This window comes from Pantoea sp. JGM49 (genome assembly GCF_018257655.1).
GTDB classification, from domain to species: domain Bacteria; phylum Pseudomonadota; class Gammaproteobacteria; order Enterobacterales; family Enterobacteriaceae; genus Pantoea; species Pantoea communis.
Window position 1 is genome coordinate 319,766 of the sequence record NZ_JAERJM010000001.1, and the last position, 13,487, is coordinate 333,252.

A 13,487-nucleotide genomic window follows, 5' to 3' on the forward strand; every position below is an offset into this window, starting at 1 on the left:
TCAAATTACGGCAGCCTGGCCTATTCCGGTCCAGGCTTACAGGGCATTTCAACCGTAAGGAGACGTTATGAAAAAAATTCTCATCGCCACACTGGCGCTGGTCTGTGCTGCTGGCGCTCAGGCCGCCTCTGAAGAGGTGACATTGCATGAGGTCACCGCACAGGGTATCGGCGCCGCCATTGGCAAAGTCACCATCAGTGAAACGCCATATGGTTTGCAGTTCGCCCCCGCGCTAACCGGCCTGAAACCGGGTGTTCACGGCTTCCACGTGCATGCAAAAGGCAGTTGTGAGCCTGGTCAATCGGATGGCAAAACTGTTGCGGCCGGCGCAGCGGGTGGACATCTGGATCCACAAAACACCGGCAAACATCTCGGGCCTTACGCAGAGGGTCACTTGGGCGATCTGCCTGCTCTGTATGTCACTGACGATGGCAAGGCCGATTACCCGGTGGTGGCGCCGCGTATAAAATCGCTGAGCGAAGTGAAAGGGAAGGCGTTAATGGTTCATGTGGGTGGCGATAATCATGCAGATCATCCGCAGCCGTTAGGGGGAGGCGGTGCGCGATTTGCCTGCGGTGTGATTTAAACTCTCAGGCGGCAGGCAATCTGCCGTCTGCATCTTTTCACTGCCGGAAAAATTCTGACCCACTTTCCCGCTACACTCCGCACGCTATCCGTCCTATGATGTTGATTCAGGAATAAAACCTCTCAGGGGCAGGAATGAAAACGCGTGGGATTTTGCTGTTATGTGTATTACTCGCGGGATGTGATCAACCTAACGAAACGCAGTTGAGGTTAGACACCAGCCGCCAGTTACAGCGCACCATTGATACCAACCCGCTGCGTGCAAGTTGTGAAGATATCGCTCGCGGACGGGAGTGGCTTACCCCGCACACGCTCGAACAGTTACAGGCACAGGGCTGTCAGAATGTGCTGCGCAGCGCCACCGAAACCAATTTCCTGCACACCGAGTTTTTTCACCGCACGTTAACCACGGTTTGCGGCTCAATCCGGGGGAAAAGTTTCACCGGCACGTTTCTCGATCGTCGCTTTATCTATTCGTATGAGGAGCGATACCTGGTGATTGAACCGATGACCGAGCAAGACAAAACCCGTTTTGAAGGACATAAAACCTTGCAGCAGTTGCAGGACGATTTTAACCGCCAGACCACACAATATTGCCAGTAATTAATCCGGCACCGCCTGACTTAACTGTGCTAACGAACAGCGCAGGCGCCATAAAATGCCCGCCAGCGTATTGGCTTCGCTATCAGGCTGCTGCTGCAGTTGCGCAATCATCCCTTCCAGCTCATCCAGCGTGGCCTGCAACGAAGTATGACGCACGCCGCGCAGGCTCATAATCCGTTGCAGATCCTGCAAACTGCTATCGCGCATTTGCGCCAAAGTGGCTGAGGCTGGCCGCCATTCGCGTAATTGCCAGACAATATGGGAACAGTTGAGCAGCACCACGCCCCAGCGCAGCAACCAGACACGCGCTTGTTCATCGCGGCTACTACTCAGTTGGCTGATGTGATGGTAAATCTGCGATTCAAAGTGGCTCTCGCTGAGACGTGGATGGCGTCGCAGCTGGTCAAGAAATGCATGGCGTAACGCGCGAATATGCCTGCGGCTACGGCGCGCATCGGAGCTGGGGCGCAGTACCTGAAAAGCCATCCATGCCAGCAGCACGCCACACACTTTGGCCAGATTATCGTTGAGAAAGCTTTGGTAATCCCAGTCTGGCGGGTTGGTGACGGCAATAAATGAACCCATAAACACAATAAATTGTCCCCACATCCCCGCGCGTTTTTTCTGCTGCAGCTTAAACAGTTGCAAGGTGATCAGCAGCGGAAACAGCACCAGCAGAAATTGCCACAGGGCGCTGATTTGTACCATCAAACCGTATTGCAGCAGAAAACTAAACACCGACAGCCATAGCAGGGTTTTCAGCAACAGTGACACGCTGCCACTGGGGGAGGGAGCGGAAGAGTAGAGCACGCAGGCAATCGCGGTCAGCGTCAGGGCTGCTGCACCTGCATCCCATTGTGTGCCAATCCAGAAAGCACAGCCCAGCATGATCACGCTAAAGGTGCGCAACGCACTCCAGCCGGCTTCAGCGCTGTCACTTTCACGTGCCAGAGAGGGCACTTTTGGCGGTTGAAAGCGCGTATCGGCGTCTGCGCGCTCAATCAAACGTATCCAGCGATTAACGTTGAGGTAAACCCAGCAGAAATAACGTAAACGTTGAACAAACGCGCGCTGACGATAATCGCCGGTGGCGTCCGGTGTCACACTGCGCAGTATGCGCGCCAGACGATACTTATCACACTGCGGCAATGCGAGTTCGTGTAACAATTGTTGAATGGCGGTGTAGAGTTCCGGTGGTGCATCCGGCCAGTTCAGCAGCATGCGGCGCAGGCTGGAGAGAACGCTGGTCAGGCGCAACTGCTGGTGCAAAACATAGTTAAGCACGTTGTTCTGACGGCGATAGCGGTAATGGCTCCAGAAGGCCTGAATGCGCAGTAAGTTCATGGTGAGAATCTGGCTGATGACATTCTCATGCGCGGTGCGCACGTTATCAGTACTGCTTTGTTGCAGCAGTAAAACCGCATGGTCGAGCAGACGGGCGTGCATTTGCCGCAGCGAATTCATCAAGGTGTTGCCGTCCGACGTGCTGGGCAAAACCATCATCATCAGTCCGGCACATAAAATGCCTGAAATCACCTCGCAAACGCGCGCCTGAGTGATAACCCACAATTGGGTCACATCGGTAATATTGACGCTGCTAAAGGCAATGATCGCTGCGGTGTACCCGGCCAGAGAGAATGCGTAGGCGACATTGTTTTGATAGTGGTTGGCGATCCAGGTACAAAACGCCAGCCAGCCGGCCATAAAAAAGGCAAATAGCCAGGGTTCGTTGAGCGTATGCCCGGCAATCAGCAGCGCGGCGGTGGCACCGAGCAGGCTGCCGACAATACGCCCCAGACTTTTACTGATCGCACCGCCCACGGTGGGAAAACTCACCACGGCGGCGGAGGTCATCGCCCAATAGGGTTCATCCAGTTGCAGCGCATAGGCGATGGTGAGCGCCAGACACATCGCAATCGCATTACGCAAGGCATAGCGCCATTCGCCGCCGGTTGCTTTAATCCACGGCAGATTTTGCCAGGCCAGCCACTGCAGATTCATGACGGCCTCAATGTGCGATGGAAATCGTACAGGTGGTGCCCGCCACCAGCGGAACATCATCCGGAATCGCATCCAAACGAATGCGTACCGGCACACGCTGTGCCAAGCGCACCCAAGGCACGTTGGGTTTGATGTCTGGCACTAAACCGCCATCGGTTGAAACGCTCTGATCGTAAATAGCGCGCCCGATGCTCTCCACTTTTCCCTGCAAGCGAGTGCCATTACTGTAGAGTACGATTTGCGCGTCGGCGCCGGGCTGAATGTGACGCAGTTTGGTCTCTTCGAAATAGCCCATCACATAATAGGAGTGGCTATCCACCAGGGCGAACAACGGTGTTCCGGCGGTGGCGTAGTTGCCGGGACGCAGCGTCAGGTTGCTGATCCAACCGTCGGTGGGCGCGGTAAGCGTGGTTTGTTGCAGATTCCAGCGCGCCTGATCCAGACTCGCCTGTGCCGCTTTAGCCGTTGCTGCGGCGGCGTTTGCTGTCAGTCGTGCGGCATCCATATCTTCTGCTGAGATCACATTACGTGGCAGGCTGGCACGACGATTGGCTTCGTGTTGGGCTTTGGCCAAATCGGATTGCGCCTTCGCCAGTTGAGCATCCGCATTATCCAGCGCAATTTGCCAGGGCACGGGATCGATCTTTAAAAGGATGTCCCCTTTATGCACAAACTGGTTGTCATGAACCTTGAGATCAATGATGCGGCCCGATACTTCCGGTGTGATATCCACCAGCTCAGCGCGCACTTTGCCATCACGTGTCCACGGTGACTGCATGTAGTAGTTCCACATCCACCAGCCGGCAATCAGGGCCAGGGCAAACACCACCAGTGTTGAAAAGTATTTAAAAGGGTTGAATTTCATGGTGATTTATCCGAGGCTCAGTATCCACAGTGCGCCAGTGACGCACAGAACAAACAGGGAAAGATCCATTAAGGTGGGATGCCAGATGTCGCCGGAGTACATCCAGCCGCGCAGCAACGGGTGAATCAGTAACCAGAAAAAGAAACCCAGCAGCACAGCTTTAAACAGCGGCGGAAAGAACAGCGAGGCACCAAATACCAGGTCGGTAAGCGGAGCGGTGGCGGAAAGTGCGGTAATGGACACGTGTCTTCATCCTTCATTGTCCCAGGTTCTCTCTCAAACTAGCGTAGAAGAGAGCGTGCCGTCTGGCCTGAGATTTGTAATTTGTCCTGTAAACTCGCAGAATAGTGTAAAATCTGGCTTGATAGCTAGCAAGCTAATTATAAGGAGATGAAATGGATACGCCCCTCGGTACAGACCTGTCTCGGCTGGTACGCATCTGGCGTGCCTTGATTGACCAGCGTTTGAAGCCGCTTGAGTTGACACAAACGCATTGGGTGACGTTACACAATATTCATCAACTTCCGCCAGAGCAGTCGCAGATCCAGCTGGCCAAAGCCATTGGTATTGAACAACCTTCGCTGGTGCGTACGCTGGATCAGTTGGAAGAGAAGGGACTCATCACGCGTGCCACCTGTGCTAACGACCGTCGTGCCAAACGCATTAAGTTGACGAAGCAGGCCGAGCCGATTATCGAGCAGGTTGAAAATGTGATTGATGCGACCCGCGATGACATCCTTTCGGGCATCAGCCTCGAAGAGATTAATCAAATGGTCACGCTGATTGCTCGACTGGAAAAAAACATTCTCGAGTTCCAAAACCGCGAGAAATAAAAAACCGACGCGCTGGCGTCGGTTTTTTTTATCTGTTCGCTTAGCGTGGTGAAACGGTGACCTGGCTACCGTTTGACGCCATCACGACGCGCTGACCCACAGAGTAGCGGGTTGCGGCTTGCTTCTGCACCACCATGATGGTGTTGCCATCGTCTTTACGGATCTCCAGTTCAACACCGTCAGACTTGTTGACCGCACCCTGCACGCCCTGGCCTGCTACGCCGCCAAGTACCGCACCGCCTGCTGTGGCCAGGCTGCGACCGGTGCCACCACCAATGGTGTTACCGAGGAAACCACCCAGCACCGCACCACCAATCGCGCCAATCACGTTATTTTCATCGCCACCCTGGATTTTAACCGGGCGAACCGACACCAGAGTACCGTATGAGACACTTTGTACTTGTTTGGCTTCATTGGCGCTATACACATCACCGGAAAGGGTGTCATTGCTGACACAACCTGCCAGCGTCAGGCCGGTCAGTGCCACGGCTACAAAACGCTTAATCATCAGAAAGCTCCTTAATGCAAAAAAACGCCATGTTCTCGTCCTCTACAGCAAGAGTATAAGACAGAAAGCTGGCAATTGACTCTATGTCCAAATAATACGCGGCTGAGGCGAAGGATAGACCATTGCCCCTCAACAAAAATTCAATTTCGTGCTGAAAATATTTTATCGCTGAAATGCCGTGTGCGGTGCGGTTGAGAAGCGGAATTTTATCATAGAATTAGCCGCTGATATTTGCCAGGCTAAACAGAATCGAATTGAAGACTCGCGCGTGAGTAAGGAACCGCTATGAAATCAGGACGCTATATTGGTGTGATGTCCGGCACCAGCCTCGACGGTGTCGATGTGGTACTGGCGGTGATTGATAATCATATTGTCGCGCAGCAGGCCAGCTATTGTCACCCGATGCCGCAGGAGATTCGGCAACAGGTGCTGGCAATCTGTCAGGGGCAATCGCTGACGCTGTCGCAACTCGGCCAACTGGATACACGGCTGGGCAAGCTATTTGCCGAAGCGGTGTTAACGCTAATGCAGCAGCAATCGCTGGAAGCCAGCGACATCATGGCAATAGGTTGTCATGGTCAGACCGTGTGGCATGAGCCGCAGAGCGACACCCCGAATACGCTACAGATTGGGGACAGCAATCAAATCGCCGCCGCCACGGGAATTACCGTGGTGGCCGATTTTCGTCGTCGCGACATGGCCTTAGGCGGACAAGGCGCGCCACTGGTTCCCGCGTTCCATCAGGCGCTGCTGATGGACAGCGTTGAACGGCGCATGGTGCTCAACATTGGCGGTATTGCCAATCTGTCATTATTGATCCCCGGTCAGCCTGTGCGTGGCTTTGATACCGGGCCTGGCAATATGTTGATTGATGCCTGGATTTGGCGTCATAAGGGCGTGCCCTATGATAAGGATGCTAGCTGGGCGCGCAGTGGTCAGGTGGTGCCTGCACTGCTGGAGGAAATGCTCAACGACCCCTGGTTCGCGCTGCCACCACCGAAAAGTACCGGTCGTGAATACTTCAATCTCGGCTGGGTTGAGCGGCAACTACAGCGTTTCCCGGCGCTGGCACCGCAGGATGTGCAGGCCACACTCAGCGAACTCACCGCATTGACCATTGCTCAACAAGTTCAGCTCAATGATGGCTGCGATCGCCTGCTGGTGTGTGGTGGCGGCAGTCGCAACCCATTGCTGATGGCGCGGCTGGCGGCCCATTTGCCGGGTACAGAAGTGGGGACGACGGATGACGCCGGGATCAGTGGTGATGATATGGAAGCGTTGGCCTTCGCCTGGCTGGCGTTTCGCACCTTGTCCGGTTTGCCAGGCAATTTGCCTGCCGTCACCGGTGCACGGGAAATGAGTGTATTGGGCGCCATTTATCCGGCGAATGCCAGATTGACACATTAAGGAGTGAAAGATGAAAAAAATCGTTATTCTGTTGAGCTGTGTCGTCGCGATGAGTGGCTGCGGCATGATGCACAAAGAGCAGCCGACACCACAGACATTGCGCTATCAGTGCGGCACGTTACCGTTAACGGTGACACTGGACAATCCGAAGCAGCAGGTGAGCTTTATTCTGGATGGTAAACCGCTCACCTTAACCCAAACCGTATCAGCTTCCGGCGCGCGCTACAGCGACGGCACTTATGTCTTCTGGTCGAAAGGCAATGGCGCTTTTGTTGAGCGTAATGACAAAATCGTGATTAATGACTGTGAATTGCAAAATGCGGATACGTCCGCCCAGTAACGAAGAGAATCAGCATGAGCGACAGTGACAGCTTGCAAAACATTGCCCATTTGCGCCGTGAGTACACTCGCGGCGGGCTTAGACGTAACGATCTGCCAGACAATCCGCTGGCGTTGTTTGAACACTGGCTCAAGCAGGCGTGCGATGCCCAATTGCCCGATCCTACAGCAATGACCGTCGCCACCGTTGACAGCAGCGGCCAGCCTTATCAGCGTATTGTGTTGCTGAAGCATTACGATGAACAAGGCATGGTGTTTTACACCAATCTGGGCAGCCGCAAAGCGCTGCAGTTGGCGGACAATCCGCGCATCTCGCTGCATTTCCCATGGCACTTTCTTGAACGCCAGGTGATGGTATTAGGGGAAGTGGAAAAACTGTCGCCACTGGAAGTGCTGAAATACTTTAGCAGCCGCCCACGGGATAGCCAGATCGGTGCCTGGGTGTCGAAGCAATCAAGCCGTATTTCGGCGCGTGGTGTGCTGGAAGGCAAGTTCCTTGAACTTAAGCAAAAATTCCAGCAAGGCGAAGTGCCTTTACCCAGTTTCTGGGGCGGATATCGCGTCAAATTCCATACCGTGGAGTTCTGGCAGGGCGGCGAACATCGCCTGCATGACCGCTTCCTCTACCAACGTGAAGGCAACGGCTGGACGATTGACCGTTTAGCGCCGTAAAACTGCGTTTTACCCCCTTTCAACGCTGGCGCAGTTGGCGTCAGCGCTTTATGCTATAGCCCTCATTTTTTTCGTATCCGCATCTCAGCGGAAAGCTGTGTACCAGCCTAGGTGCAGTCTGATCAATTTGGAGTCAGTGATGACCAGCAGTAACCTGATACAACAATTGCAAGAAAGGGGCTTAGTCGCCCAGGTAACGGACGAGGAAGCGTTAGCAGAGCGACTGGCGCAAGGGCCAATTGCACTCTATTGCGGCTTCGATCCGACCGCTGATAGCTTGCATTTGGGCCATCTGGTGCCGCTGCTCTGCCTGAAACGTTTTCAGGACGCCGGACACAAGCCGGTCGCGCTGGTGGGTGGTGCCACCGGTCTGATTGGCGATCCCAGCTTTAAAGCAGCAGAACGTAAACTTAACACCGCGGATACCGTGGGCGAATGGGTTGAAAAGATCCGCAACCAGGTGGCGCCATTCCTCAGCTTCGACTGCGGCGATAATAGTGCTATCGCAGCGAACAACTACGACTGGTTTGGCGGCATGAACGTGCTGACTTTCCTGCGTGACATCGGTAAGCACTTCTCGGTGAACCAGATGATCAACCGCGAAGCGGTGAAACAGCGTCTGAACCGTGAAGATCAGGGGATTTCTTACACCGAGTTCTCCTACAACCTGCTGCAGGGTTACGACTTTGCGGAACTGAACAAGCGTCACGATGTGGTGCTGCAGATTGGCGGTTCTGACCAGTGGGGCAACATCACGTCAGGTATCGATTTGACGCGCCGTCTGCATCAGCAGCAGGCGTGGGGCTTGACCGTTCCGCTGATCACCAAATCCGATGGCACCAAATTCGGTAAAACCGAAGGTGGCGCAGTGTGGCTCGATGCGAAGAAAACCAGCCCATACAAGTTCTACCAGTTCTGGATTAACACTGCTGACTCAGACGTGTATCGCTTCCTGAAGTTCTTCACCTTTATGAGCATTGAAGAGATCAATGCGCTGGAAGAAGAAGACAAGAACAGCGGTAAAGCGCCACGCGCCCAATACGTGCTGGCAGAGCAGGTAACACGTCTGGTGCACGGCGAAGCGGGTCTGACGGCGGCAAAACGTATTACCGACAGCCTGTTCTCAGGCAGCCTGACCGAGATGACCGAAGCGGACTTCGAGCAGTTAGCGCAGGACGGTATGCCAGTGATTAACCTGAAAGCGGAAGACGATCTGCAGCAGGCGCTGGTGGCGGCTGAACTGGTACCTTCGCGCGGTCAGGCTCGCACCATGATCGGTTCCAACGCCGTTTCTCTCAACGGTGAAAAACAATCTGACGCCGAGTATCGTTTCAGCGACAGCGACAAACTGTTTGGTCGCTTCACGCTGTTGCGTCGCGGTAAAAAACACTACTGCCTGATTAACTGGCAGTAAGGTTCGAGGGCCGGTTTCCGGCCCTTTTTTATGGCAAGGCAGTACAGGGCAATAATGAAAAATATCCTCGCAATCCAGTCTCATGTGGTTTACGGCCACGCCGGTAACAGCGCCGCCGAATTCCCCATGCGCCGTATGGGCGCAAACGTTTGGCCGTTAAACACCGTACAGTTCTCTAATCACACGCAATACGGTCACTGGACCGGCACCGTGATGCCAGCGACCCATTTGACCGACATCGTCAAAGGCATTGCGGCGATTGACCGTCTGAAGACCTGTGATGCGGTGCTGAGCGGCTATTTAGGGTCTGCTGAGCAGGGCGAGCAGATTCTGGAGATCGTGCGTCAGGTGAAAGCCGCTAACCCCAAAGCCTGGTTCTTCTGCGATCCGGTGATGGGCCACCCTGAAAAGGGCTGCATTGTGGCGCCTGGCGTCGCGGAGTTCCATTGCAAGATGGCGATGCCAGCCAGCGATATCATCGCGCCGAACCTGCTGGAGCTGGAAATGCTCAGCGGCCACGAAGTGGCGAATATTGAGCAGGCGGTAGTGGCGGCACGCGCGTTAGTGGCGCAGGGACCGAAAGTGGTGCTGGTGAAACATCTGGCGCGTGCCGGACGTCGCAGCGATCGCTTTGAGATGCTGCTGGTCACCGCTGACGAGTGCTGGCATATCAGCCGTCCGCTGGTGGATTTCGGGGTTCGTCAGCCGGTGGGCGTGGGCGATCTCACCAGTGGTTTGCTGCTGGTCGATCTGCTGCACGGTAAATCGTTACAGGACGCACTGGAACACGTTACCGCTGCAGTGTATGAAGTGATGCTGAAAACTCACGAGATGGGCGAGTACGAGTTGCAACTGGTGGCAGCGCAGGACGCGATTGCGCAACCGACTCAGCACTTTGCTGCTGAGAAGCTGTAACGGCTGCGAAATCTGCAGGCGACCACCCGGTGGCCTGCAGACACGATGCAAAACAGGCGCACAGGGTGCGCCTGAATCGGCTTAAACCAAACCTTCCGCTTTCAATGCTGCCTGCACCGCAGGGCGCTCCGCCACGCGATCAAACCAGGCTTCAAGCGCCGTTAACCCGCTCAAATCTAGCTTGATGGCTTTTGCCCAACGCGTGACCACAAACAGGTAGACATCGGCCACGGTGAAACGCAGTCCCATCAGCCACTGCTTATCCTGCAGCGCTTCATTCACCGCCTGATATTTTTTCTCTAGCTGCGCCCGCACAATCGCTTTGTACTCTTCCGGCGTGTCCGGACGGAACAGCGGCGAGAAGGTTTTATGCAGTTCACTGCTGACAAAGCTCAACCATTCAAGGGTGTGGTAGCGCGTCAGGCTGCCGGTCGGTGCCAGTAAATTGCGATCCGGCTTCAGATCCGCCAGATACTGCACAATGGCAACGCCTTCGGTTAACAAGCTGCCGTCATCAAACTGCAGCGCAGGAACCTGTCCTTTGGGGTTAATCTGCCAGTAATCTTCTCCCTGCTCGGTGACCTTTTTCTGCAGATCGACATTGACCTGGGTAAAGTCCAGCCCGCATTCACGCGCAACAATATGCGGTGACAACGAACAGGCACCGGGCTTGCAATAGAGTTTCATCATGGCTTCTCCTGGAAGTGTGGTTGTGATCGAATTAGCATAAATCTGCGAATATTTTTTACCAGTGACCGCGATCAGGAATTACGGTCCGCTTTAAACTTTTCCTGCGTAAAACAAGGTAGCGCAGGCAATTGTTCCAGCGCATAGTCCCAGAACTGCCGCACCTTAGGCGTCATGTTTTTAACCCGCTGTGTGACCAGTTGTACCGGCAAGGGGACAGGCTCCCACTCGGGTAATAAACGGATCAGTTTGCCATCACGAATATCATCCAGCACCTGGTACGACAGCAAACGTCCAATCCCCTGACCGCCACGCAGCGTTTCCAGCTGGCTTTCAATATCGTTTACGCGCAGACGAGGCAAAATGCGCACGCGTAAATCCTGGGCAAAGCGCCATTCACGTGTGTGACGCAAACTGGTGATCACCGTATGTTGCTGCAGCTCTGCCGGATGGGCGGGAGCACCTGCAAGCCGAAGATATTCCGGGCTCGCCACCAACGTCGAACGCACGCTGCCTACTTTGCGTGCCACCATTGAAGAATCCTGTAATTCGCCAATGCGCAGCGCGATATCCAACCCGTTCTCAATTAAATCCTGATAGCTGTCACTCAGCACCACTTCGATTTGCATCTCGGGATGTTGCTGTAAGAATGCATTCACCAGCGGCATGATATGGCGGCGGCCGAAAGGCACGGGTGCGGTGATGCGCAGCAGCCCCTGCAGGCCACTGTGATGCGCGCTATCGAGCGCGTGCTGATAATCACCTAATATTTGCTGAGCCCGTTCGAACAGCTGCCAGCCCGCTTCTGTGGGCGCCAGTTGACGAGTGGTGCGTTCAATCAGGGTCGTGCCCAACCGGGACTCGAGGGCATTCAATGTGCGGGTAATAACGGGAGGGGAGCGCTGTAAAAAACGTGCAGCACTGGCCAGGCTGCCTTGCTGAATCACCGCAACAAATACCTGAAGTTCTTCAAATTTATCCATGATGATTCCAGCACGTTTAACAGGAAGCCGTCATCATGCGGGGAAGTGGATAAAAAGCGAAGCTTTGGCAGCAGGAAACGTTAAAGCGGTGGAAAGAAATGAGTAACAGGAAATAAAAATGCCGGGCGTTTGCCCGGCTTATTCACATCACCTGCATTACTGATTGGCGTTAGCGCTTTTCAGTTCAGGCTGTGAAGCATCACTCTGCGTCATACGGTTCAGCAGTGGCGCGGTGATCAACATCAGGATAGCGATCACACCGGTTGCAATACCAATCTGCTGGAACACATGGCTGTAAACTTCCAGTGAAGCATGCGGATCGGTCACATCATTCGGTACGGCCATCAGATTCGCCACTTTACCGGCAATCATTGCAGCACCCGCCGTGGTCAGGAACCAGGAACCCATGATGAAGCCCATCAGACGCTGTGGGACTAACTGCGCCACCATCGCCAGGCCAAGACCGGAAATCATCAGTTCGCCCACACTCTGCAGTGCATAGCTGATGATCAACCAGTTCACAGACACAATACCGGCATCGTTAGCGAACCTGGCACCAAATGGCAGCACCAGGAACGCAGCAGAGCACAGCACCATACCAATCGCGAACTTGTGTGGCATAGGCAGTTTGTCGCCCAGCTTGTTGTAAACCGCTGCCAGAATCGGGCTGGCCAGCATGATCCAGAACGGGTTCAGTGCCTGGAACTGTTCAGGTTCGAAGGTAATGCCCAGAATGGCATGCTCAACGTTACGAATAGCAAAGAAGTTCAGTGAGGTTGGCATCTGCATGTAGAGCACGAAGAACACAATCGCCTCGAGCATCAGCAGGAAGGCGACGATCATTTTACGGCGTGCTGCACCCTGCAGGGCAAAGGCTTCTTTCGCGAACACCAGCACGATGCCGATGGCAATCACGCCCAGTGTCATACGCGCAATGCTTTGGTGATGCAACAACCAGGCGGCAATGGCAACCAGCGCCACCACACCTACCAGCGTCATCAGCAATTTGCTGACATTCAGTGGCGCAAAGTCCGGTTTAGAACCGTAGTTTTTCACCAGGCGCTGGCAGAACAGGAAGTTCAGTAAGGTAATCACCAGACCCACCACGGAGAGCGAGAACGCTGCGCCCCAGCCGTAATGTGCAGCCAACCACGGTGTCAGCATCATCGAGAACAGAGAACCGATGTTGATCGACATATAGAACATGGTGAACGCACCGTCGATGCGCGGATCATCTTTCTCGTAGCAGGTAGACAGCAGAGAAGAGGGGTTGGCTTTAAATAAGCCACTACCCACGGCGATAGTTGCCATGCCGACGTACACCATCGCAGTGTCATGGCCTGAGAAGGCGATCAGCGCATAGCCGAGCGCCAGCACGATCACGCCGAGCACAATCACGCGTTTGGTACCCAATACTTTATCGCCCAGCCAGCCGCCAATCGCGACCATGCCGTAAACCAGGGCGCTGAACGAGGTGAACAGGGTAATGGAGTCCGCTTCGGACATGCCCAGCTGTTTCACCAGGTAAACGGCCATGATGGCTTGCAGACCGTAGTAGCCGAAACGCTCCCACAGTTCGATGGAGAAGATCAGATAAAACGCTTTCGGTTGCTTGAACGCGTTGAGGCTTACTGCCTCGTCAGTGTGTTTGTTTGCAGTTGACACGTGTACCTCA

At 54.5% G+C, this 13,487-nt stretch carries 15 protein-coding genes; 8 read left to right on the forward strand and 7 right to left on the reverse strand.

What is annotated here, in order from left to right:
* Nucleotides 1–67 precede the first annotated feature (67 nt).
* Both sodC and JK231_RS01680 read left to right on the forward strand, forming a co-directional pair.
* A complete protein-coding gene (sodC, locus tag JK231_RS01675) occupies nt 68–586 on the forward strand; it encodes a superoxide dismutase family protein (RefSeq protein WP_058959760.1) in 519 nt (172 codons plus the stop codon).
* A gap of 134 nt (nt 587–720) precedes the next feature.
* Nucleotides 721–1,188, forward strand: coding sequence for a hypothetical protein (locus JK231_RS01680; protein ID WP_034821596.1), 468 nt, complete (start codon nt 721–723; stop codon nt 1,186–1,188).
* Here the strand turns inward: JK231_RS01680 and JK231_RS01685 are convergent, their stop codons facing one another.
* The 3 genes from JK231_RS01685 to JK231_RS01695 are packed head-to-tail and all read right to left on the reverse strand — an operon-like array spanning nt 1,189 to nt 4,297.
* The gene (locus JK231_RS01685; protein WP_211727849.1) at nt 1,189–3,189 is read right to left on the reverse strand and encodes an FUSC family protein; all 2,001 of its coding nucleotides are present in this window, start codon (nt 3,187–3,189) and stop codon (nt 1,189–1,191) included.
* Nucleotides 3,190–3,196: 7 nt separating this feature from the next.
* Nucleotides 3,197–4,054: an HlyD family secretion protein gene (locus JK231_RS01690; protein ID WP_058959762.1), complete on the reverse strand. Its 858-nt coding sequence runs from the start codon at nt 4,052–4,054 to the stop codon at nt 3,197–3,199.
* A gap of 6 nt (nt 4,055–4,060) precedes the next feature.
* Nucleotides 4,061–4,297, reverse strand: a complete 237-nt coding sequence (locus tag JK231_RS01695; protein ID WP_038647264.1) for a DUF1656 domain-containing protein — start codon at nt 4,295–4,297, stop codon at nt 4,061–4,063.
* Nucleotides 4,298–4,449: 152 nt separating this feature from the next.
* Between JK231_RS01695 and slyA the strand changes: the two genes are divergently transcribed.
* A complete protein-coding gene (gene slyA, locus JK231_RS01700) occupies nt 4,450–4,887 on the forward strand; it encodes a transcriptional regulator SlyA (RefSeq protein ID WP_034821588.1) in 438 nt (145 codons plus the stop codon).
* Between the two features lie 40 nt (nt 4,888–4,927).
* On the opposite strand, the gene slyB is transcribed toward slyA, so the two are convergent.
* Nucleotides 4,928–5,395 carry an outer membrane lipoprotein SlyB gene (gene slyB, locus JK231_RS01705; RefSeq protein WP_034821586.1) on the reverse strand — a complete coding sequence of 156 codons (468 nt, stop codon included), beginning with the start codon at nt 5,393–5,395 and terminating at the stop codon, nt 4,928–4,930.
* Between the two features lie 285 nt (nt 5,396–5,680).
* Between slyB and anmK the strand changes: the two genes are divergently transcribed.
* The 5 genes from anmK to pdxY all read left to right on the forward strand — a co-directional run bounded on the left by anmK (nt 5,681) and on the right by pdxY (nt 10,142).
* A complete protein-coding gene (anmK, locus tag JK231_RS01710; RefSeq protein WP_211727850.1) occupies nt 5,681–6,802 on the forward strand; it encodes an anhydro-N-acetylmuramic acid kinase in 1,122 nt (373 codons plus the stop codon).
* A 10-nt stretch (nt 6,803–6,812) separates the two neighbouring features.
* Entirely contained in the window at nt 6,813–7,142 is a 330-nt protein-coding gene (locus tag JK231_RS01715; protein ID WP_160869826.1) for an MliC family protein, read from the forward strand.
* A gap of 14 nt (nt 7,143–7,156) precedes the next feature.
* Complete coding sequence (gene pdxH / locus JK231_RS01720) at nt 7,157–7,813, forward strand: pyridoxamine 5'-phosphate oxidase (protein WP_045834198.1); 657 nt, start codon at nt 7,157–7,159, stop codon at nt 7,811–7,813.
* A gap of 139 nt (nt 7,814–7,952) precedes the next feature.
* A complete protein-coding gene (gene tyrS / locus JK231_RS01725; RefSeq protein ID WP_034821575.1) occupies nt 7,953–9,227 on the forward strand; it encodes a tyrosine--tRNA ligase in 1,275 nt (424 codons plus the stop codon).
* A gap of 51 nt (nt 9,228–9,278) precedes the next feature.
* Complete coding sequence (gene pdxY / locus JK231_RS01730) at nt 9,279–10,142, forward strand: pyridoxal kinase PdxY (RefSeq protein WP_211727976.1); 864 nt, start codon at nt 9,279–9,281, stop codon at nt 10,140–10,142.
* Between the two features lie 81 nt (nt 10,143–10,223).
* Here pdxY and gstA read toward each other — a convergent pair whose 3' ends face one another.
* The 3 genes from gstA to dtpA form a co-directional block, all read right to left on the reverse strand.
* A complete protein-coding gene (gstA, locus tag JK231_RS01735; RefSeq protein ID WP_202403713.1) occupies nt 10,224–10,829 on the reverse strand; it encodes a glutathione transferase GstA in 606 nt (201 codons plus the stop codon).
* A gap of 74 nt (nt 10,830–10,903) precedes the next feature.
* Nucleotides 10,904–11,812: a LysR family transcriptional regulator gene (locus tag JK231_RS01740; RefSeq protein ID WP_097119287.1), complete on the reverse strand. Its 909-nt coding sequence runs from the start codon at nt 11,810–11,812 to the stop codon at nt 10,904–10,906.
* A 156-nt stretch (nt 11,813–11,968) separates the two neighbouring features.
* Nucleotides 11,969–13,477, reverse strand: coding sequence for a dipeptide/tripeptide permease DtpA (gene dtpA / locus JK231_RS01745; protein WP_211727851.1), 1,509 nt, complete (start codon nt 13,475–13,477; stop codon nt 11,969–11,971).
* Nucleotides 13,478–13,487: the final 10 nt, after the last annotated feature.